Origin of the sequence: Hyalangium sp. (assembly GCF_045802625.1) — a bacterium.
GTDB lineage: Bacteria > Myxococcota > Myxococcia > Myxococcales > Myxococcaceae > Hyalangium.
The window spans coordinates 1-19,908 of record NZ_JBJMQP010000235.1 but is presented as its reverse complement, the minus strand read 5'-3'; the positions used below and the strand labels follow the sequence as shown (position 1 = coordinate 19,908).

The following is a 19,908-nucleotide window of genomic DNA, read 5'->3' as shown; positions in this document are numbered from 1 at the left end:
ACCTCGCCTCGTCTCCCCAGTCACCTCACGCGGCTTCACCCGGGGAGTGCCGGGCGGACTCCCAGGCGAGCATCGCCCGCTTGCGCGTCGGGGAAGAGGATGGCGCGTTCAACCCGGGCGTAGTCGCTGGTGGCCATGGCTCACGGGCTCCCAAGAGGATGCCTCATCAGTAGAGGCCCCGCCACGAGCGGGCAACCCGGTTCTTGCGCTCCTCGGCTCCGAGAACCCGAGGCAACGAGCTACCGCCCCGCCGCCCCGGAGGCCCGCGCCTGCCGCTCCCACTCCGCGGGCAGGCCGATGCCCAGGAACACGTCGAACCGTAGCCCCGGGTACGCCGCGAGGATCCTCGAGCGGATGCGCTCCAGGGCCGCCTCGGTCGGCGCGCCCCGCGGCTTCTCCGCCGCGACCTCGGCGATGACGCGCTCCAGGTAGGCGTGCTCCGCGTCCAGCAGCCCCGCGCTCCCCGAGGGGCCTCGGCCCGGGTGCACCCACTTGGGCTTCAGCGCCTTCAGCTCGTCGATGCGCTGGAGCCACTCGTCCGTCTTGCCGATCTCCAGCCAGCTGTGCGCGTTGTTCGCCACCAGATCGCCCGGGAAGAGGTGGCCGTCATACTCGACCACCACGTGGGCCTCGCTGCAGCCGGGGCCCATGACGTGCGCCTTCACCGTCACGCCGCCCGCGCTCAGCTCCGTCGTCGCCGGGCCGAAGCTGTCCGGCAGCGGCACCTCCGTGGGGTAGTCCGGCTTGTAGCGCTCGTAGAACGACGCCGTGCGGATCTCGTGGACGTGGGGGATCAACGCGCGCACCTGCTCGCTCGTCACCACGCGGATGCCTCGCTTGCGCAGCACGTGGGTGCCGTTGAACTTGTCCGGGTTGGGGTGCAGGACGATGGCCAGCAGCGCCTTCTTTCCCGTCACCTGCTCGGCCCAGCTCACGAACTCCTCGGCCTCGGAGGGCAGGAACTGCGTGTCGATGAGGATCAGCCCCTCGGGCCCCTCAATCCAGTACGACGAGGTGCTGAACCCCCACGGCGAGGACACGTACGTGCCCACGCGCGGATCCCCCGCGGAGGTCAGCGTCACCTGCGCGCCCGCCGGGCGCTGGACGGAGGCACAGCCCGCGACGAGCGCGAGCAGCAGGATGGAAGCGAGACGAGGCATGGTGGAGTCTCCTGAGCGGCCGGACTTCTTACGCCAAGCCCCATGGAATTTCATGTCGAAGGCTTCGACGGGCGTGGCTTGACTGTGCCCGCTTCACTCCCAGAGACTTGGAGTCCATCCAGTGGGTGCGGATGAGGGCACCAGCTCTCGTGCACAGACAGGCCGGAAGCAACGTGGAGCGACGTGATGAAGCACCGCCTGCGGTACCTCTTCTCTCCCATCCTCACCCTCACCCTCACCCTGGCGTGCGCGAGCGAGCGGCTTTACTACGTGCAGACTGAACTGCCCAAACTGGAGGGCAAGGACTACCTGACAGTGGGCCCAGGGCCGTGGCCCAAAGTACCCGTTGTTGTCTCCAACCAGGAAACCGCTCCGGACGTTCTAATCCTGGCAACTCTCAAAGCCTTGATGACCCTGCCAGGCGCAGCAGACGCCTGCGACGCCTTCGGTCACCCGCGTGCAGATGCAACCGAATACTGCGTGGCTGCCTACAAGACACTAAAGGATTGGCGCGTGACGTGGCCGATCCGTAAGCCGGTGGATGAAGACAATTCGTGCCAACCACCATTCGGCGGGATTGAAGACGCGGAGTTCGGCCGGGATTTGTTTGTCTTCGGTTATGCTCATAATCACCCTTGCGGACTCTTCGCAAGCAGTGAGGACCTCAAAGTCTTTCCCACAGCCAAGACACCTGAAGGCAACTGGGTGTTCGTGTCCTATGCAACAACCCCCAGCGGCAAATGGGCCCGTGATGCACACGGGGAGTTGATTCCAGCGTGGGCATGGCTCGCCACAGGACATGCTGACGAACCCCGCTTCTATAAATGGAACGCCGTAGGAGAAGTCTTCAAGTGGAGCGAAGATCAGAAACTCTGGAAGCATCAGGCGACTTGTAAGCCCCAACCTCCCAGCATGTACCACAAACAACCGCTCCCTCCACGATGCTCTCCTGAACTCGTCGACTGGTATTAGATTCCTGCTTTCTTGGGAGCAACTGCATGCCGAAACCACATCAGATAATGCTACTCGTATCGCTACTAGCAGATGGTGGAACCGCCCCTCCCCAATCCAATCCACTCGCTCCTGATGCTGGGATTATCGCTCCGCAGCCTGCCTCTCTGAAATCAGATGCAGGAACTGCCTTCTCCCAGCCTGGCGACGCCGGGGCCTTTCACTGGCCCGACGAAGCGCGTCCCATCGTCTCCGTGGATGGCCCTGTCGTGCTCGCTGCCCATGCCGCGCTGCAGCAGGTGCTGACACATTACGCCAAATTTCATCCTGGCGCGTGTGACTACTCGGCCCAAGCGATGAAGGTGAACATCAGCGAGGCAGATGGATTGTACTTCGTCAGCATTGAACAACACGTGGACAGATGCGGAGGTGTGGCCCCAGGCTTTGTCGCGAATCCTCACTGGTGGGAGGTGTACGCTGTAACACCAGACGGGCGAATCCTCGCGCGCAATCCGTCCACTTGGTAGTCTGGGCTTATATTTCGCTACTCGATCGTCTCTTCGGAAAGCAGAAGAGGGTCAGCCCGTCCCGGTCGGACGATGGATGACGGGCAGGGACGACTCGTTGTCGGACCAGATGGGAGGCTGCGTCTCGCCCGTGAAGGCGCGCAGCCGGCGATAGGCCTCGTACGCGGCCTGGAGCGTCAGCACGTCTCCGGCCTGGACGAGCTGCTCCCCGTTCGGGTGGAGCTTGTCGTCCTCACCCCGGCGCAGCGACAGCGCCAGCGCCCCGAAGCGATCTCGAATCTCCGAGATGGTGATGCCCGGCAGCCCCGTGCGCGCCTCGAACACCGAGACCACCATCAGGTGCCCGCCAATCCGGAACGAGTGGACGATGCGCGGATCCAGCGCCGCCAGCGCCATGGCCGGCGCCGCCAGCGAGGAGCTGGACAGCGCCTCCGCCTTGAACGTGTCCCGCACCTTGGCCACCAGATCGTCATCGAACAGGCGGATGACCACGCGGATGCTCGAGTTGAGCCGCCGCGCGTCCAGGGCGATGTTCAGGTTGGCCAGGTCATCGTCCGTCGCGCAGACGATGGCCGAGGCCGCCTTCACGTTCATGCGCGGCAGGCACTGCGGGCTGCGGATGTCGTCGATGAGCAGCGGGACCTGCTCGTCGCGCAGCACGCCCACGAAGGCCCCGTCCTCGCGCTTCTCCACCGCCACCACGTCCTTGCCCATCGCGCGCAGCTGATCCACCACCCGGTAGCCCACCCGGCCCGCCCCGCACACGATGATGTGCCCCTTCATGGTCTCGGCAATCACCTCGATCCACTCCTTGTCGCTCTTGTGCTTGGCGAAGAACAGGTATGCGAAGCGCACCACACCATCCACCACCAGCGCGATGCCCACCGGCGGGATGAGGATGTTGAACAGGATGGCCACCCAGTCATTGCCGCAGTCCAGCGACGGCTGACCGAACAGCAGGAAGTACACGTGCTCCAGCGCCCGGCCCGCCGTCACCCGCTCGCCGCCCGGCAGCACGCAGCGCCACTGGTACACTGGAGGCGTCACCAGGAACAGCGCCGCCGTCAGCGCCAGCGTCGTGCGGAAGCGCTTGGTGAGCGCGATCAGGTAGCGGAGGTTGGTCACCAGCCGCCGGCGTATGGGCGTGGAGTACTTCATGCGGCGGGGGTGATGCTCGTGGTGGCCGCGTTGCGCGCCCGCCGCCGCTCGATCATCCACACCGCCAGCACGCCCAGCTCGTAGCACATCAACATCGGACCGGCCATCAGCGACAGGTTCACCACGTCCCCGGTGGGGGTGATGATCGCCGCGAGGATGAGGCACACCACGAAGGCGTGGCGCTGGTACTTGAACAGCCACCGGCTCTGCACCACGCCGACAATCCCCAGCAGCGCCATCACCAGCGGCAGCTCGAAGATGACGCCGAAGGCGAGGATCAGCACCAGCACCAGCGAGAGCTGCTCATCCATGGTGAGCATGGGCCGGGTCCAGTTGAGCGCCTCGTGGCGAGCGTGCCCCGCGGCCAGCTCCTTCTCCAGCTTCCACATCCCCGCCAGCTCTTCGGTGCGCGTGGGCGCCACGCCCGCCAGCAGGCTGGCCGCCTCGTCCATCGCCGAGGCCGCGGCCTTGTAGTCCTTGCGGTCGAACGCCTCCACCGCCGCCACCCGCTTCTCCACCGCCTGCCGCAGCACCAGCCGCGCCGGCACGCCGAAGCCCTCGGAGGCCGCGTCCAGCAGCTTCCCGAGCCCCTCCAGCCGCGCGCTCAGCTCCACCACCTCGGAGGGCACCATCTCGGGCTCGTCCATCTTCCCGTCGCCCGAGGCCAGCAGGCCCGCGCTCGCCTCCTTCGCGAGCTGCCCCGCCCGCTCCGCGTCTCCCACCCGCAAGAAGCGCAGCACGTCCTCGGTGCGCATCCTCGCGGTGTCCAGCCGGCTCTCCAGCGCCGTGCTGTCCTCCTCGTTCAGGAGGAACTGGAACATGGAGGGCAGGATGGCGAAGTAGCAGAACAGCGCGCCGGCGATGAACGCCACCGAGCCGAACACCACGAAGGGCGAGGCGTAGCGGCGCTCGTCCGGGTACAGCCCCGGCGAGATGAAGCCCCAGATCTGCCAGAGGATGACGGGCGTGGTGAGGAAGATGCCGCAGTACACGCCCACCTTCATCAGGACGTTGATCTCCTCGATGCCCGAGGTGTAGACGAGCGAGCGTCCCCCGGGGGGCAGCGCCGCCAGCACCGGCTTCATCAGCAGCCAGAAGATGGGGCGGGCGAAGATCAGCGAGATGGCTCCCAGGACGAGCACCGCGAGGGAGCACTTGACGAGGCGCGAGCGGAGCTCCGTGAGGTGCTCCACCAGCGACATGCGCAGTTCAGATTCCGGCTGGGAAGGTGCCAAGGCTAGCTCTGCTTCGGTGCGTTGCGGGCCACCGTGCCCGGGATGGAATCAAAGCGCGGCAGGGGCTCCTCCTGCTCGGGAGCGGCCTCCGTCGCGCTGGCCGTGGTGGCGGCCACCGGAGCTCCGGCCTGGGCGGCCTCGCTCAGCGTGGACGCCAGCGGCGAGGGAAGCCCCGGGGGCCCGGCCTCGGGCGCGGGAGAGACGGAGGGGGCGGGCAGCGCGGCCGGCTCGGCCGGTGGCACCGCTGGCGCCGCGTTCGCCATGTGGGGCGGTGCGATCCTCGGGGGCTCGCGCTGGACCTCCTGGTCCATGGCGTAGAACTCGCGCACCACCACGCTGCGCACCTCGTCCGTCTGCCTGCGGAACTCGCGCAGGAACTTGCCGATGCCGCGAGCCAGCTCTGGCAGCCGCTGCGGCCCGAGGACGAGCAGCGCGGCTATCAGGATGAACACCATCTCGCCTGCGCCGATGTTGAACATGTAGGACGGCTCCGCGGAAGACTGGCCGGGGTTATCGCGCCATGGGACGCCAGGTGCAACTCAGAGGCGACAGTCAGCGTCCATTCAGCACAGCCCCCGGCTGGCCGGAAGCTGCCCGGTGAGGCGGGCTAGTGCTCGGAAGAGGCCTGGGAAGCCAGGGCGGGGGCCCCCGCCAGGGCCGGTGTGGCCAGCGCCGCCCGGGCCTGGATGCGGCGCTCCACGATGAAGAGCATGGGGGGCACGGTCACGGCCAGGGCGATGGAGACCTGGGCCACCACGTCCATGCCCACCAGGCTCCCATCCGAGAGGTTCTTCAGGAGCATGGGCGCCAGCACGGCGGAGGCCACGGCCGAGGACAGGTGGGAGATGGACGACTGCAGCGACATGAAGCGCGCGCGCACGGCGTTCTCCGGCACCTTCGAGGTGAGGGTGTTGTAGGAGACGTTGCGCATGCCCATGGCCATCATGAAGCCGACGAAGAGGCCGTGGATGGGGAACCAGTCGGGGTAGTGGACGAAGCCGATATAGGTGAGGACGATGCCCAGGAGGGCTCCGGCGGTGCCCACCTTGAAGGCGCCCAGCTTGTCCACCCGCGAGCCCGCTACGCGCAGCGTCACGAGGCTGACGATGCCGCCCGCGAGGTACAGGTTCCAGAGCTGCTCGCGCGGGTAGTTCAGGTTGTGGACGACGTAGGCGGGGATGTTGGGGATGAGGACGAAGCCGCTCATCATCACCAGCGACGACATGAGGTAGGACAGCTGCACGTCCTTGCGGCCCAGCAGCTCCAGGGTGCCTACGGGGTGGACGGGCCGAGGCCCCTTGTCCAGGTGGCCACGCACCGGGGGCAGGAAGAAGATGGCCCCGAGCACCACCAGCACCCCCATGCCCGCCACGCCGAGGAAGGGAGTGCGCCAGCCGCCCAGGTCGGCCGCCTTCAAGGAGAGGGGCAGCCCCATCACCTGCGCCACCGAGAAGGCCCCCATCACCGCGCCCATGGCCTTGCCGCGGCGCTCCGGGGGGATGAGGTCCGCGATGATGGCCATCGCCACCGAGGTGGCCGGGCCGCCGAAGATGCCCGCGCACACCCGGGCCAGAATCAGCGAGGGCAGCCCCTGGGCGAAGCCGCCCGCCGCCGTGGCCATCACCAGCCCCAGCATGGAGACGGCCAGCGCCTTGCGCCGATCGAACCGATCCAGGAAGTACCCGCCCACCAGCCCGGCGATGCACGCGGCGAAGGTGTAGCTGCCGGCGATGATGCCGTTCTGCGCGGAGTTGATCCCCAGCGCCCCCGAGTAATAGGGCGCCAGCGGCATCACCATCACGAAGTCGAGGATGTTGACGAACTGGACCGCACCAATGAGGAAGATGACGGCGCGCTCGGAGACGGATGTGGACGGCATGAGGGTGGATTGATACCACCCCTCGCACCCTCCGTGCACCCGGGGGGCCTTACACCCGGAAGCGACGCACCTCGCCACGCAGCACTTCCGCCTGCTTCTGCAGGTGGTCGATGGCCTCCTCCAGCTGCTTGACCGAGCGCGTCTGGTGCTCGGACACGCTCTTGATGGTCTCCACCGCCTTGAGCACCTGCTCGCTCCCGTTGGTCTGCTCCTTCTGGGCGCGGTTGAGGTGGGTGACCATCTCGTTGATGCTCTCGATGTTGCGGGTGATCTGCTTGCTGCCCTGGGACTGCTCCTGGCTGCTGCGCTGCACGTGCGCGGTGATGGCCTTCATCCGCTCGGCGCTCTTGATGATCTGATCGCTGCCCTTGGCCTGCTCGTTGGAGGCCTTGGAGATCATCGACACCGTCTCGGAGATGCGCTGGATGGCCGTCGTCACCTGCCGGCTGCCGCGGGCCTGCTCCACCGTGGCGCGGGCGATGGCCTTCACCATCTGCGTGGCCTTCTGGGAGCTGTCGTTGATCTTCCACAGCGCGCCTTCGGCCTCGCGGCCCAGCTGCACGCCCTCCTCCACGTTCTTCACGCCCTGGTTCATCACCGCCACCGCGTTGCGGCTCTCGTCCTGGATGCTGCGGATGAGGTCGGCGATCTCCTTGGTGGAGACGCCCGTGCGCTCGGCCAGATCCTTGATCTCCTCGGCCACCACCGCGAAGCCCTTGCCGTGCTCGCCCGCCTGCGCGGCGATGATGGCGGCGTTGAGCGCCAAGAGGTTCGTCTGCTCGGCCACGTCGTCGATGACGTTGAGGATGTTGCCGATGTCCGAGATGCGCTTGCCCAGGCTCTCGATCACCCCCGCGGCGGTGCGGCTCGTCTCCTTGATGCGGTCGATGCCGGTGAGCGTCTTCTGCAGCGACTCCACGCCGGACTGGGCGTCCTCGGACACCTGCTCGGACAGGCGGGCCGTCTCGTTGGCGTTGGTCTCCACCTGGCCGATGGAGGCGTCCATCCGCTTGATGGAGGTGAACGTCTCCTCCGTGGAGGAGGACAGGGCGGAGATGTTGGTGGCCACCTCGCGGATGGAGAAGGACATCTCCTCGATGGCGCTGGTGGTCTCCTCCACGCTGGCGGCCATGGACTGGACGTTCTCGGCCACCTCGTCGTTGGTGGCGGCCATCTCCACGATGGAGGAGCTGCTCTGCTCGGCGCTCTGGTAGAGCACCTCCACGTTGTCGGCGATGCCTCGCAGGCTGGCGAGCATCTCCTCCATGGAGGACGAGGTCTCCTCCACGCGCGCCTGCACGGTGCCCGCGCCCGAGGACACGGTGGTGCCGGTGCGGGAGATCTGCTCGATGACGCCCGCCAGGCTCTCGGACACGCCGCGCACGCGCCCCAGTGTCTCGCGCCAGCTCTGGGCGATGCGGTTGAGGGCCTCGGCCAGCTTGCCCAGCTCGTCCTCGGTGCCCACCTCCACCCGGCCGGTGAGATCCGACTCCGCGAGCCTGCGCGCCATGGACATCATCGCGTCCAGCGGCTGGAGGATTCGCGCCCGGGTGACGAAGATGAAGATGGGCAGGAACAGCAGCATGCCCACGCCGAACACGCCCAAGACCTTGAGACGCAGCGCGTTCACCGCCTTGGTGATGGCCGAGAAGTTCACCCCCACCAGCACCCAGCCCCTGTCGCCCTCGATGGGCTCGGAGACGAGCCGATCGCCGCTGTCCAGATCGAACTCCGCGGGCATCCCTTCCCTGATCAGGCGGGACACCATGAGATCGAAGTCCCCCGGCAGGCCACCGGCAGCGACGGCGCGCTGGCCCTCCTTGGTGACGATGGCGGCGAACCGGAAGTCGTCGTCCCGGCGCATGGGCTCGAGCAGGGCTCTCAGCGAATCCCCCGGCTGAACGGTCAAGCCTTCGCTGCCGATGGCGCGGGCAATCTCCTGGGCCTTGGCGTGCCCATGCACGGCGAGCCGGGTGTCCAGGAACTCCCGCACCCAGTCCGGCACCACGAAGGACAGAGCCAGGAAGAGAATGGCCTGAGCCGCGGTGAAGAACCCGAAGAGGACACCGCGAAGACCGAATTTCTGGAAGCGACGAGCCAAGGCCCCGGTATCAAAGGAGGGAATGCAACAAAGGGCAAGGAACGGGAAGGTTGTTTCTTGACTCGGGACCGGAAGAATCCGGGATCAGCGTGGATTCTGGTCCACGGGGAGAGTAGGCCCCGAACTGTCCGCCCCTGGAGCCCGCTGTATGACGCCTCCCACCCTGCTGCTGACCGATCCGCTGTTCCTGAAGCATGACCCGGGCCCTCGGCACCCGGAGAGCCCGGCGCGGCTGCGGAGCATCCTCTCGGTGCTCTCGCGCGCCCCGATTGGGGGGACGCAGGTGGCCCAGCCCCGCTCGGCGACGGAGGCGGAGCTGGCCACCGTGCACACGCCGGAGCTGTGCAAGTACCTGGGAGGCCTCTCCGGCGAGTACGCCGAGATTGATCCGGACACCCACGCGTCCCCGGACACCTATGACGCGGCGGTGCTGGCGGCGGGGGCGGCGGTGCAGGCGGTGGACGAGGTGATGGCAGGCCGGGCGCGCAATGCGTTCGCGCTGGTGCGTCCTCCCGGGCACCACGCCGAGCCGGGCAAGGCCATGGGCTTCTGCCTCTTCAACAACGTGGCGATCGCGGCGGAGGCGGCGCGCCGGCACGGGGCCGAGCGCGTGCTGGTGCTCGACTGGGACGTGCACCACGGCAACGGCACGCAGGCGGCCTTCTGGGAGCGGCGGGACGTGCTCTACCAGTCCGTGCACCAGTACCCGTACTACCCGGGCACCGGGGCGACGCACGAGGTGGGCGCGGGCGAGGGCGTAGGCTTCACCGTCAACTGCGGCATCCCCGGTGGCGCCACGGACGCGGACTACTCGGCCATCTTCCAGGGCCTGTTCCTGCCCATCGCCGAGCAGTTCCGGCCGCAGCTCGTCCTCGTGTCCGCGGGCTTCGATCCGCACCAGAGCGATCCCATCGGGGGGATGATGATCACCGAGCGAGGCTTCGCGGCGATGTGCTCCGCCCTGAAGTCGCTGGCCGAGAGCGTGTGCGGAGGCAAGCTGGTGCTCTTGCTGGAGGGGGGCTACTCGCTGGAGGGGCTCTCGCAGTCCGTGCACGCGTGCGTGGAGGTGCTCGCGGGCCGGAGCGACTCCTTCCCCAGCGGTGACACGACCTCGGACGCGATGCACGCGCTGGGGCGCAGCCGCGAGGCGCTCAAGCCCTACTGGTCCCGGCTCTGAGGCCCAGGCCGCGCGCTACCAGGACGCGACGCCCGGCTGGTGAGGCGGCGGGACGAAGCGCGCCACGGTGTCCAGCAGGTGGTCCAGGTCCAGCGGCTTGGGCAGATACCCCTCCACCCCGAGCCGGGCGATCTCGGCGCCACTGAGGCCCTGCCCGGAGACGATGACCACGGGGATGGAGGAGAACTCCGGGTGGTTGCGCTGCCACGCGCGAAAAGCCCACCCGCTGATATCGGGCATCATCAGGTCCAGCAGGATGAGGTCCGGACGCAGGCCCCTCTTCAGGGACTCCAGGGCCTCGCGGCCGGTGCTCGCGGTGGCGACGTGATACCCCTCCAGCTCGAGGGCATCTTGGAGCGACATCAGGATGTCATGGTCGTCGTCGATGACGAGCAGGCAGTTCAGATACTCCATGGCCCTCTCCTCCCCTGCCTCCAGGGTGCGGATGCTCCCAGTCCACGGCTAGCAGGGGACTTCCACCAGGCGCTCGACGGCAGAGCGAGCGAGGCAGGCAGCTTGCTCTGGGGAATAGGCCCACCCAGGCTGTCTGGGAGCGCTGCGAGCGCCCGCGCCATGCGGCACTTTCGTACCAGCGGACTTACCTAAGAGGGGTAGGCCTCTCTTGACCGCTTGAAGCCATGGACTCCAACACTGCCAGCATTGCCGAGAATGGTGCTCAAGAGGGGCTCGACAGGAGTGCATCCCATGAACTTCTGGAGCCCCTCGTGACGCGCGGATCGGAAGAAGAGGAGCGCCCGGCCCACCGCGGTGGCGCCGAATATTCCCTCCAGTTCCTCTCCGCGGCTGGCCGCCTGCTCTCCCAGAAGCGGAGGAGCATGCGGCGCCTGCTCCGGGACGCGGTGCGTCTGACCACCGCGTACGGGATGGCCAGCTTCTGCCTGGTGGATCTCCTCACTCGGGATGGGAGGCCGCGCCGCTGGACGGCGGTCCACCAGGATCCCAGCCTCGAAGGCCGCCTCCGCTCTCTGGCCACCCACGCCCGCTCGGACACGGCGTGCAGCCCCCTGCTCGATGTCATTCACACGGGCGTGTCCCGGCTCTTCGTGGACTACCCGGTGGAGCTCCGCCGGCAGGTGGCCACCTTGCCCGAGCCGCTCGCGAGCCTGGAGGAGTTCAAGCCCCGCTCGGTGCTGATGGTGCCGCTGAGGGGGCGGCAGCGGGTGCTGGGCATGCTCCTGCTGGGCCGGTGCGCCCCGGAGGCTCCCTATGGCAGCCGGGACCTCCAGGTGGCCGAGGAGTTCGCGCGCCGGGTCGTCGCCGCCATGGAGAACCTGCGGCTGCTGCGCCGGGCGCAGCGGGCCGAGCGCAAGGCGCGGTTCATCGCCCGAGCCAGTGAGGCGTTGGCGGCCTCGCTCGACTTCCGCGCGACGCTCGACCGGGTGGCCCGGCTGGCGGTGCCCGTGGTGGCGGACCTCTGCATGGTGGACATGCTCGAGGAGGATGGGACAATCCGCCGGCTGGCGGTGGCGCACCGGACGCCGGGGAGGGCCGCGGCGGCCTGGGAGCTGGAGCACCGGTGGCCCTCCCGCCTGGATGACCCCTACGGCCCCGGGCGAGTCATCCGCAACGGCCAGCCGGAGCTGCGCGGAGTGGTGCCCACGACGAAGCTGAACCTGGCGGCGAGAGACCCGGAGCACCTGCGCGCGCTGTGCTCGCTGGAGCTCGAGTCCTACGTCGTCGCGCCGCTGCAGGCCCGCGGGCGGACGTTGGGAGCCATCACCTTCGCCTATGCCGGCTCCCACCGGCACTACCGCAAGGCGGACCTGCGGCTGGCCATGGAGCTGGCGTCACGCGCGGCCCTGGCGGTGGACAACGCGCTGCTCTACCGCGCCTCGCGCGAGGCGGTGCGGCTGCGCGACGAGTTCCTGGCCGTCGCCTCGCACGAGCTGAAGACGCCGCTCACTCCGCTGAACCTGAGGCTCCAGAGCCTCCGCCGCGAGCTGGAGCGCAACGGCCCCTCCGTGGACGCCGCGCGGCTGAAGGAGCACGTCACCGTGCTCCAGCGCCAGTGCAAGCGGCTGTCCACGCTCGCCGAGAGCCTGCTGGACGTGTCGCGCCTGGAGGCGGGCCAGCTGGTGTTGGACCTGGAGTACGTGGATCTCTCGGCGCTGGCGCGAGAGGTGGCCAGCCGGTTCGTGGGCCAGTCCCTGCGCACGAGCACTCCGCTGGAGGTGCGCGCCGTGGAGCCCGTGGTGGGGCACTGGGATCGCATCCGGCTGGAGCAGGTGGTGAGCAGCCTGCTCAGCAACGCGCTCAAGTACAGCACGGGCCACCCCGTGCACATCCTGGTCGAGCGAGTGAGCTCGGGCGCCCGCCTCATCGTCCGGGACGAGGGCATGGGCATCTCCCCGGAGCACCTGCCGCGGATCTTCGATCGCTTCGAGCGCGCCGTGTCCGCGGAGCACTTCGGCGGGCTGGGGCTGGGGCTGTACCTGACGCGCCACCTGGTGGAGGCGCTCGGCGGCACCATCCGGGCCTCCAGCGAGCCGGGGCGCGGCGCCACCTTCGAGGTGGATCTCCCGCTGGCCTCGCCCGCGCCTTGACGGGGGACGCCCTCTGGCTCAGCGTCCGGTCCTCACGCAGGAGGGACCCATGGCGGAGCAGAAATACGGGACGGCGCTGGTGACCGGAGCATCGAGCGGCCTGGGGCGCGGGCTGGCCCTGCGGTTCGCCAAACGGGGCACACGCGTGTTCGCCGCGGCCCGGCGCAGGGATCAGCTCCAGAGCCTCGCCGAGGAGGCCCACGCGGCAGGAGGCACCGTGGAGCCCGTGGAGATGGATGTCTCCCGCACGGACGAGACCATCGCGCGCATCCAGCGGATCGACGCGGACTGTGGCGGGCTGGACCTGGTGGTGGCCAATGCCGGCGTGGGCCTGGACACCAACGGCAGGCGCTTCGACTGGGAGCGCGCGAAGAAGGTGCTCGAGGTCAACGTCACCGGCGCGGCGGCCACGCTGACCGCGGTGCTGCCGAAGATGGTGGAGCGCAAGCGCGGCCACCTGGTGGGCGTCTCCAGCCTCGCGGCCTTCAAGGGTCTGCCGAAGAACGCCGCCTACTCGGGCTCCAAGGCGTTCCTCTACATCTTCATGGAGAGCCTGCGGGTGGATCTGCAGGGCACCGGCGTGCGCGTCACCTGCATCCACCCCGGCTTCGTGAAGAGCGAGATGACAGCGCCCAACCGCCACCCCATGCCCTTCCTGATGGAGACAGAGGCCGGGGTGGAGCGCATGGCCCGCGCCATCACGCGCGGCGTGTCCGTGTACACCTTCCCGTGGCAGACGGCCGCGCTGACTCGGCTGGTCATGGCGCTGCCTGACTTCATCTACCTGCCCCTGGCGCGCCGGGTGCGCTGAGGAGCCCCCGTCTGTTCAGGGGCTCCCCGTCCTCACTCCGGCAGAGGGACTCGCCGGAACGACTTGACCCGGTCCCAGTTCACCGTGCTCATAGTGACGCCCTTGCTCCCCGCGGCCTCGATGCATTGGCCATTGCCCATGTAGATGACCACGTGACCGATGCCGTTGTGGGGCTGGTACATGATCAGGTCTCCGGGAGCCAGCTGCTCACGCGACAGCGGCTTCAGGAACTTCGTGTCCGCATCGAACGCCGAGGTGGAGGCGAGCCCTCGGGCCGCCAGGTCCACGCCCAACTGCCGGTAGGCCGCCACCACGAACCCCGAGCAGTCGAAGACTCTCGTGCCCTTGGGGTACTGCCAGACCGTACTCGAGCCGTTGACGCTCTTGTGGGCCTTGCCGTCCCAGGGGACATCACCGAAGCGGAACGGGTTGACCGCCGCGTACGGCGTCCCGATCATCGACTTCGCCCAGCCGAGCATCGACTGGATACGCTCCGAGGCGGGCGCCTCGGGGCCTGTGACGGGGCCTGTCACAGGGCCTGTGACGGGGCCTGTGACAGGACCCGTGACGGGGCCCGACGGGGAGGAAGGCCTGGCCAGCGCCGCCCACGTCTCCGGCCCCACCACGCCGCTGGCGTTGAGCCCCTTGGCGCGCTGGAACTCCATCACCGCCCGTTGCGTCATCGGGCCGAAGTTGCCGTCGACGCCGCCCGTGCGAATGCCCTGCTGCTCGAGCAGGGTCTGGAGCTTGCGGACATCGGCGCCCATGTCTCCCTTGCGCAGGGGAGCGCCCGTCGGCCCCGGCGCCGGAGCGCCAGGCGGAGAGCTCTTCAGGGCCCTCCAGGTCTGTGGCCCTGCCTTCCCGTCGACGACGATGCCCGCCGCGCGTTGAAACGCGCGCAGGGCCACCTCGGTCTTCGGGCCGAATGAGCCATCCAGGCCGTGGGGATTGAAGCCCGCGGCGGCGAGCGCCTTCTGGAGCGCCAGGACCTCGGGCCCCTTGCTTCCTCTGTGCAGCATGCCCCCCGAGGCATTCGGGGGGAGTGTGGCTTGACGATGGGTCGCGGTAATTTGCATGACGAGTCTCTTTTCAGTTCGATTTTGGGGGATCAGCCGTTCCGGTTCCGCGCCTCGATGGTCCCCGGCAGGGGCACGATCTCGCGACCGACAATGGCCATGTGCTCGAACGCCTGGCCCATCCAGCCCGGGCCGCCGTAGGCGCCGATGAGCGCGCGCGCCACGTCCGTGGGATTCCGCGCGTTGGCCAGCGCCTCGATCAGCTTGTCGTCCTGGAGGTGCGAGGACTGGCTCCACTTCATCTTATGGTCGTGCTCCCACTGCGCCATGTAGTCCCGGGCCCGCTGGGCCAGCTGCATCGCCTGGTCCGGAGTGAACGACAGGTAGATGTCGTTGTCCTTGTCGAACTTGTGCTGGTCCACCCCGTAGGCGGCGGCGAACTCCTCCTCGGCCCCTCCGTCCGCGCCCACCATGAACATCGAGATCTTCTGCTTGGAGAGGTCCTCGGTGCCGTCCGGGTTGAAGTGCTGCTCGAGGTGGACGGGCGTGCCCGCGCTGAGCTTCGCGTCCGTCACCTGGTCCACCGAGCCATCCGGGTACGTCGTCTTCATGATGCTCAGGTTGCTGTTGGCCAGGTCGACCGAGCCGCTCAAGGGCCCCAGCGCGATGCCGGCGCTGGTCGTCGAGTCGTACTTGAGCTTCTCCACCGTCGCGACGTTCGAGACGCCCGTGCCGTTCTGCTGGGGCAGCTGTCCCGTGGCGAGGAAGGTGTTGTAGCCGGCGCGGCCCTCGGGGGTGGAGATGTCGAACTCCGCCGTCTTCAGCGTGAACTGATCCAGCCGCGTCGTGTTGCCGATGCTGGCGCTCGCCGGGCCCAGGCTCAGGCCGAGCTTGAAGCTGTTCTCCATTGCCTCGGTGGGGCCCGCCGTCACGCGCACCGTCGTCGGGCCTGTCTTCTCCACCGCGACGGAGACGCCCTGCTCCTCGGTGGTATTCGTCTCGAGCTTGAGCTGGCGGTAGCTCGCCTCGAAGCCCGTGCTCTGGAAGTCGGTGCTGTTCATCAGCACCGAGCTGCCCACCGGCATCGAGTCCGCGTTGTACGGATCCGGCATCTGCGCCTGGCCCGCCTGGACCTTGGCGTAGTCCTCGTCCGACATCCGCACCTGGTACTTCGTCTTCACGCCCTCGGTGATGTCGCCCCCGAAGCCCACGGTGCCCAGGTCCACCTCGCCGCCGAGGTTGACCGACATGCTCCCTGTCGCGGTGAGCGTCGTGAAGCCATCCTTGCTCTCGACGTTGGACGTGCTGCTGATCTGCGTGCCGAACTTGATCTTCAGGCCTTTGACTTCGGCCGAGCCGCCCGCGTTCACGGTGACGCCGTTCGCGTTCGCCGTCACCGAGCCGTTCACGCCCACGCCGTTCGCGGAGGCGGAGCCGGACACGGTGGCGCTGTCACTCGTCGCCGACACCGAGCCCGTCGCCGCCGAGCCATCGGCGCCCTTCTGCGTCTGGCTCACGGTGACGTTGCCGTTGCCGGTGCTGGCGGTGCTCGTCGTTGAGCTGCCGTCCGGGTGGTTGCTCGTGTTCGAGACCTGCGTGTTGCCATCCTTGAAGGAGACCGCCGGCTGCTCACCGGTGAGGCTCGGCCCGCTCCTGCGCTTGGCGCGCTCGAAGAGATCGGCCAGCCTGCTCTGGGGCCCTTTGTCCACCGCGAGCTTGTGGGTGTGCACCGTGGGCCTGGCCGCGGTGGTGTTCTGGGTGTGCAGCGACAGCGCCGTCCGGCGCTGCACCTCACCCGCTCTGGATCCCCATGCCATGACTGAATTCCCCTGTAAAAACCGTGGTCGAAAGAAAGAAGGAGTGACTGGCCGAATTATCGAGGCCCCGGGCGCGCATGTGCGTCCATGCGCACGGCCGTGCGACATTTGGCGCGGATGGGGCCGGGCAGTGGCTTCAGGGAAGCAGGTGGGCGCGCAGGGCATCCAGATCGTGGAGCACCTGCCAGCCCTTGCTCGAGAGCGTGAGCAACCCCTGCTCCGCCAGCGCCGCCAGGCCTCGATCGACGCTGCGCCGCGCTGCGCCAATCTCCAGGGCGAGCCGCTGGCGGGACAGCGCGTAGCGGATGACGAGCCCCTCGGCGCTGGGGCGGCCGAAGTGCTCGGCGTACTCGAGCAGCACGCGGATGAGCCGCCGCTCGCAGCCATCGAAGCCCATGACCCGGCTGGCGCGGATGGTGCCTTCGAACTTGGCGGCGATGTCCGCCAGCACCCGCGCGGCGAACGCAAAGTCCGTCTCGAGCGCCTCGCGGATGACCGCCGCGGGGATGCGGAACCCCTCCAGCGGAGTGAGCGCCTCGATGGAGGCCACCCAGCGCGTGCCGCGCACCACCTCGACGAGCCCCGCCGAGTTGGGCGCGCGCAGCAGCTTCACCGTGAACTGGCAGTTGTCTCCCAGTGCGTGGAAGACGCGGACCACCCCTTCGGTGAGCAGGGTGATGCCCTCCGCCTCCTCCCCCGCGGTGAGGAGCGGCTCCCCCGCGGAGATGTGGAGGGGTTGCGCGGCGGACTCCAGCCGCCGACGCGTCTCGGGAGCACAAGCCTCCATCAGGCCCCAGGAAATGACCGGCTCCGCGGACATCCAGCGCTCCCTCCTCGCGCTGCTGTCTATAGACCCCATGCGGCCTGCTCGTCGAGCGGGGGATGCGGTGGCCCCTGGGACGGGCGATGTGGCTGGGCATGCACGAGAAGTGGAGACGATCCGCGGCAAGCGCGGAATTTCGCTCGCGGCGAGCGAGATCGCCCACGCCATTGCGACGCCTCATGTCCTTGTCAGCTCAAGGCGTTGCCTCGCCAGACGAGCCGCAGTCACGCAGATCGCTGGCCCGCGTTTCCGGGAGATCGCTTCCAATCTGGCTTCAAGCCTGCTGATGCCGCTACCGCTCGCGCATGGGCGATCCCCTGCATTCCTTCGCGGCGTAGGTAATGGCTCTTGCGGATGCGCTTTAGGGTCTGCTCCACCCCGTCCAACATGGCGAACGCCTGCGGAGCTTTCTCAGGGAAACTAGGCAGCGCTTGCACGAAGCAGCATGCCACCTCGATCCGGTGGGTAATGTCCGCGAAGCCGAGCCGTTGACAGCGGCGCAACAGTGGGCCGAATTCGGCCCACTTGAGGCGCCGCGCGTAAGCCTCAGTGATCAACACCGGCATCGAGAGCCGCTGGATATGCAGCCGTTCCGCGGGCGTTCGTGCCTCCCGCATTAGCTCCTTCTCCTGCGCGCGGATCACCTCTTCGAATTCACGCCAAGGCACGTTCGCCTTTAGGAGCTTGATCAAGTGCTCATCGCGCCTCTTGGCGACGCTCGCCCACCACTCTTTGCGCGCTCGCGTCACTGTCCGTCACCTCCTGGGCAGGGCTTCTCGTTCGCTTCCGCTGGCCACTGGCCTGTACGCTCGCACAGTCGCCAGCATGATTGACACTGGCGCTCACCGTACACGCGCCATTGCGCATCCCCCTGCACGAAGTCGCTACAGCGCACGTAGTAGTCAAGGCAACGCTTCCGCCACTCCTCCCGTTCTTCGGGGGTTGGATTTGGCGGGAAGAACGGCTCTGGCCCCCCTTCGGGCTTGGGTTGATCCTTCGGGCTGGGTTGACTCTTGGGCTGGGTCTTGGGTCCAGCCGTCCCCGTGCAGCGCTCCCAAGCGCCGGGGTGTTCCTTGAGGCAACACGTCTCGGTGTCGTCGCCCGGTTGGCAACCCATCCCGTTCATGTAGCAGCCCGTCCCCGAGAGCAGGACAGAGATCAGGAGGAGCGCGCAACGCGCCGCCCGATGTGCAAACACGCTCAGTAGTTCCACGAGCCGCCCTCACACGCCGCGGGATCACTCAGTCCCTGAGTTATCGGAAACCACGGCGCCCCTGTTGCGTCGAGCGCTCACCACGCGGCTCGCGTGCGACATGTCCGGCCTGGACGCTCGCCACGAGGCCCCCGCGCACCACGAGGCCCACGTCCGACGGTGCCCGGCCTGGACGGACACCACGAGGCCCCAGCGCTCGCCACGAGGCCCACGTCGACGCGTCCGACGCGTCCGGCCTGGACGCTCACCGCGAACCTAAGCGCGTACCGCGAGCCCCGCGTCCGACGGTGGCCCGCCCCCCGTCCGGCCTAAGTAGGCCCGCAGAAGTTTCTTCACAGTCGTCGTAGCAGGTTCCGCAACCAGAAGTGACTGGAGAGGATCCCTGCCTTGAGGAGCGCCTCGCGCGGCGGCATGGCGAACAGGTAGAGCAGCACGCGCGCGACCTGCTCGTCCAGGTCGCGATACTGGCGGTTGGCACAGATGGCCGCCTTGGCGAAGCGCCACAGGTGGTCCATCGGGTTGAGATGGGGCGAGCGCTTGGGCAGGAACACCAGCAGGATGTTCAGCTCGTCAGCCAGTGCCCGCGATACCTCGGCCGTGTGGCTGGGGTGCTCATCCAGGATGAGCATCAGAGGACGGTAGTGGGGACGGTAGTGCTTGCGCAGCAGGCGCAGGAAGGCGCAGAAGTCTCTGGCTCGAGCGTGCTCTCGCGGGAGGAGGTGTCGCCTGCCGGTAAGCGGATGGAGCGCCCCGAACAGCACGCGCTTCTGGTTGCGGCCCGACAAGTCCACCTTCTTGGAACGGCCGCGCCGGGCCCAGCCAGCGCGCAGAGGTGGAAACAGCAGTAGGTCCGTCTCGTCCTCGATGAGCACCGTCGCCAAGGGCCGCCAGTAGGCCTGTTTGCTGCGGATGGAGCGTTTTTTTCTCTCGCTCCGGGTCCGGTGCCAGCACGTAGCGTGGTCGTTTCCACGCGTAGCCCCACCCATGCAACACGCGCCGCAGCGTGTCGTCGGAGACCCTCTGCCCGGTGTGCTCAACCAACTGCTGCTGGAGCAGCGGCACAGTCCACTCTGTCGCCCACACCCCCACCTTCTGAGGAGAGCGCGACAGCAGCCATCGCAGATGGCGCCGCTGCTGCCGTCCCAGGCTGGGGGGGCGACCCTGCCGTGGCCGATCAGCCAGAGCTTCCGGCGTCCTGCGCACTTGGTAGGCCGACAGCCACGAGTGCAGCGCCCGTCGGCTGAACCCCATCACCCGCGCCACGCTCGACACACTCTGCCCTTCTATCACCTGCAAGATGGCCAGAAGTCGGCGCGCCAACCGTGCATCCTTCGTACGCTGCATGGCGCGCCGAACTCGCTCCCGCTCGGCGCGCGACCACTCCCTACGCCCCATACCCTCACCTTGCCCTGAGCCTTCGCCCTATAGGTGCTCACGCTGAAGTGGGTGTGCAAGAACTTCTGCGGACCTACTTAG

16 protein-coding genes and 1 pseudogene are annotated in these 19,908 nt (G+C 68.0%); 4 read left to right on the top strand and 13 right to left on the bottom strand.

What is annotated here, in order from left to right; translation table 11 throughout:
* Positions 1–239: 239 nt before the first annotated feature.
* Positions 240–1,160 carry an MBL fold metallo-hydrolase gene (locus tag ACJ8AT_RS36850; protein ID WP_407742658.1) on the bottom strand — a complete coding sequence of 307 codons (921 nt, stop codon included), beginning with the start codon at positions 1,158–1,160 and terminating at the stop codon, positions 240–242.
* A 186-nt stretch (positions 1,161–1,346) separates the two neighbouring features.
* Here ACJ8AT_RS36850 and ACJ8AT_RS36845 point away from each other — a divergent pair, with 186 nt between their 5' ends.
* Complete coding sequence (locus ACJ8AT_RS36845) at positions 1,347–2,132, top strand: hypothetical protein (protein ID WP_407742657.1); 786 nt, start codon at positions 1,347–1,349, stop codon at positions 2,130–2,132.
* A 557-nt stretch (positions 2,133–2,689) separates the two neighbouring features.
* Here the strand turns inward: ACJ8AT_RS36845 and ACJ8AT_RS36840 are convergent.
* The 5 genes from ACJ8AT_RS36840 to ACJ8AT_RS36820 all read right to left on the bottom strand — a co-directional run bounded on the left by ACJ8AT_RS36840 (position 2,690) and on the right by ACJ8AT_RS36820 (position 9,011).
* Positions 2,690–3,796, bottom strand: a complete 1,107-nt coding sequence (locus ACJ8AT_RS36840) for a potassium channel family protein (protein WP_407742656.1) — start codon at positions 3,794–3,796, stop codon at positions 2,690–2,692.
* Positions 3,793–4,998 carry a twin-arginine translocase subunit TatC gene (locus tag ACJ8AT_RS36835; protein ID WP_407742655.1) on the bottom strand — a complete coding sequence of 402 codons (1,206 nt, stop codon included), beginning with the start codon at positions 4,996–4,998 and terminating at the stop codon, positions 3,793–3,795. Before ACJ8AT_RS36835 ends, ACJ8AT_RS36840 begins: the two co-directional genes overlap by 4 nt.
* A 35-nt stretch (positions 4,999–5,033) precedes the next feature.
* Entirely contained in the window at positions 5,034–5,510 is a 477-nt protein-coding gene (locus tag ACJ8AT_RS36830; RefSeq protein ID WP_407742654.1) for a twin-arginine translocase TatA/TatE family subunit, read from the bottom strand.
* Positions 5,511–5,638: 128 nt separating this feature from the next.
* The gene (locus tag ACJ8AT_RS36825; protein ID WP_407742653.1) at positions 5,639–6,910 is read right to left on the bottom strand and encodes an MFS transporter; all 1,272 of its coding nucleotides are present in this window, start codon (positions 6,908–6,910) and stop codon (positions 5,639–5,641) included.
* A 49-nt stretch (positions 6,911–6,959) separates the two neighbouring features.
* Positions 6,960–9,011 (bottom strand): methyl-accepting chemotaxis protein, encoded by a 2,052-nt coding sequence (locus tag ACJ8AT_RS36820; RefSeq protein WP_407742652.1) that lies wholly within the window; start codon positions 9,009–9,011, stop codon positions 6,960–6,962.
* A 148-nt stretch (positions 9,012–9,159) separates the two neighbouring features.
* Between ACJ8AT_RS36820 and ACJ8AT_RS36815 the strand changes: the two genes are divergently transcribed.
* On the top strand, positions 9,160–10,188 hold the full coding sequence (locus ACJ8AT_RS36815; RefSeq protein ID WP_407742651.1) for a histone deacetylase: 1,029 nt from the start codon (positions 9,160–9,162) through the stop codon (positions 10,186–10,188).
* 15 nt (positions 10,189–10,203) lie between these two features.
* On the opposite strand, the gene ACJ8AT_RS36810 is transcribed toward ACJ8AT_RS36815, so the two are convergent.
* The gene (locus ACJ8AT_RS36810; protein WP_407742650.1) at positions 10,204–10,602 is read right to left on the bottom strand and encodes a response regulator; all 399 of its coding nucleotides are present in this window, start codon (positions 10,600–10,602) and stop codon (positions 10,204–10,206) included.
* A 311-nt stretch (positions 10,603–10,913) separates the two neighbouring features.
* On the opposite strand from ACJ8AT_RS36810, the gene ACJ8AT_RS36805 reads away from it, so the two are divergent.
* A complete protein-coding gene (locus ACJ8AT_RS36805; RefSeq protein ID WP_407742649.1) occupies positions 10,914–12,752 on the top strand; it encodes an ATP-binding protein in 1,839 nt (612 codons plus the stop codon).
* A 49-nt stretch (positions 12,753–12,801) separates the two neighbouring features.
* Positions 12,802–13,563 carry an SDR family NAD(P)-dependent oxidoreductase gene (locus tag ACJ8AT_RS36800; RefSeq protein ID WP_407742648.1) on the top strand — a complete coding sequence of 254 codons (762 nt, stop codon included), beginning with the start codon at positions 12,802–12,804 and terminating at the stop codon, positions 13,561–13,563.
* A 32-nt stretch (positions 13,564–13,595) separates the two neighbouring features.
* On the opposite strand, the gene ACJ8AT_RS36795 is transcribed toward ACJ8AT_RS36800, so the two are convergent.
* The 6 genes and pseudogenes from ACJ8AT_RS36795 to ACJ8AT_RS36770 all read right to left on the bottom strand — a co-directional run.
* Positions 13,596–14,582, bottom strand: a complete 987-nt coding sequence (locus ACJ8AT_RS36795; protein WP_407742647.1) for a peptidoglycan-binding protein — start codon at positions 14,580–14,582, stop codon at positions 13,596–13,598.
* Positions 14,583–14,671: 89 nt separating this feature from the next.
* Positions 14,672–16,396 carry a hypothetical protein gene (locus tag ACJ8AT_RS36790; RefSeq protein ID WP_407742646.1) on the bottom strand — a complete coding sequence of 575 codons (1,725 nt, stop codon included), beginning with the start codon at positions 16,394–16,396 and terminating at the stop codon, positions 14,672–14,674.
* A gap of 136 nt (positions 16,397–16,532) precedes the next feature.
* Positions 16,533–17,216 carry a Crp/Fnr family transcriptional regulator gene (locus ACJ8AT_RS36785; RefSeq protein ID WP_407742645.1) on the bottom strand — a complete coding sequence of 228 codons (684 nt, stop codon included), beginning with the start codon at positions 17,214–17,216 and terminating at the stop codon, positions 16,533–16,535.
* A gap of 227 nt (positions 17,217–17,443) precedes the next feature.
* Entirely contained in the window at positions 17,444–17,968 is a 525-nt protein-coding gene (locus tag ACJ8AT_RS36780) for a hypothetical protein (RefSeq protein WP_407742644.1), read from the bottom strand.
* 796 nt (positions 17,969–18,764) lie between these two features.
* Entirely contained in the window at positions 18,765–19,304 is a 540-nt protein-coding gene (locus ACJ8AT_RS36775) for an IS630 family transposase (protein WP_407742673.1), read from the bottom strand.
* 85 nt (positions 19,305–19,389) lie between these two features.
* Positions 19,390–19,776, bottom strand: a pseudogene (locus ACJ8AT_RS36770) (helix-turn-helix domain-containing protein); the annotation flags it as partial.
* Positions 19,777–19,908 lie beyond the last annotated feature (132 nt).

Excerpts from the sequence above, each read along its gene's own strand:
- ACJ8AT_RS36790 (WP_407742646.1), bottom strand. The coding sequence starts at position 16,396 with ATGGCATGGGGATCCAGAGCGGGTGAGGTGCAGCGCCGGACGGCGCTG.
- ACJ8AT_RS36825 (WP_407742653.1), bottom strand. The coding sequence starts at position 6,910 with ATGCCGTCCACATCCGTCTCCGAGCGCGCCGTCATCTTCCTCATTGGT.
- ACJ8AT_RS36815 (WP_407742651.1), top strand. The coding sequence starts at position 9,160 with ATGACGCCTCCCACCCTGCTGCTGACCGATCCGCTGTTCCTGAAGCAT.
- ACJ8AT_RS36830 (WP_407742654.1), bottom strand. The coding sequence starts at position 5,510 with ATGTTCAACATCGGCGCAGGCGAGATGGTGTTCATCCTGATAGCCGCG.
- ACJ8AT_RS36810 (WP_407742650.1), bottom strand. The coding sequence starts at position 10,602 with ATGGAGTATCTGAACTGCCTGCTCGTCATCGACGACGACCATGACATC.
- ACJ8AT_RS36800 (WP_407742648.1), top strand. The coding sequence starts at position 12,802 with ATGGCGGAGCAGAAATACGGGACGGCGCTGGTGACCGGAGCATCGAGC.
- ACJ8AT_RS36850 (WP_407742658.1), bottom strand. The coding sequence starts at position 1,160 with ATGCCTCGTCTCGCTTCCATCCTGCTGCTCGCGCTCGTCGCGGGCTGT.
- ACJ8AT_RS36845 (WP_407742657.1), top strand. The coding sequence starts at position 1,347 with ATGAAGCACCGCCTGCGGTACCTCTTCTCTCCCATCCTCACCCTCACC.
- ACJ8AT_RS36835 (WP_407742655.1), bottom strand. The coding sequence starts at position 4,998 with ATGTCGCTGGTGGAGCACCTCACGGAGCTCCGCTCGCGCCTCGTCAAG.
- ACJ8AT_RS36840 (WP_407742656.1), bottom strand. The coding sequence starts at position 3,796 with ATGAAGTACTCCACGCCCATACGCCGGCGGCTGGTGACCAACCTCCGC.
- ACJ8AT_RS36785 (WP_407742645.1), bottom strand. The coding sequence starts at position 17,216 with ATGTCCGCGGAGCCGGTCATTTCCTGGGGCCTGATGGAGGCTTGTGCT.
- ACJ8AT_RS36795 (WP_407742647.1), bottom strand. The coding sequence starts at position 14,582 with ATGCTGCACAGAGGAAGCAAGGGGCCCGAGGTCCTGGCGCTCCAGAAG.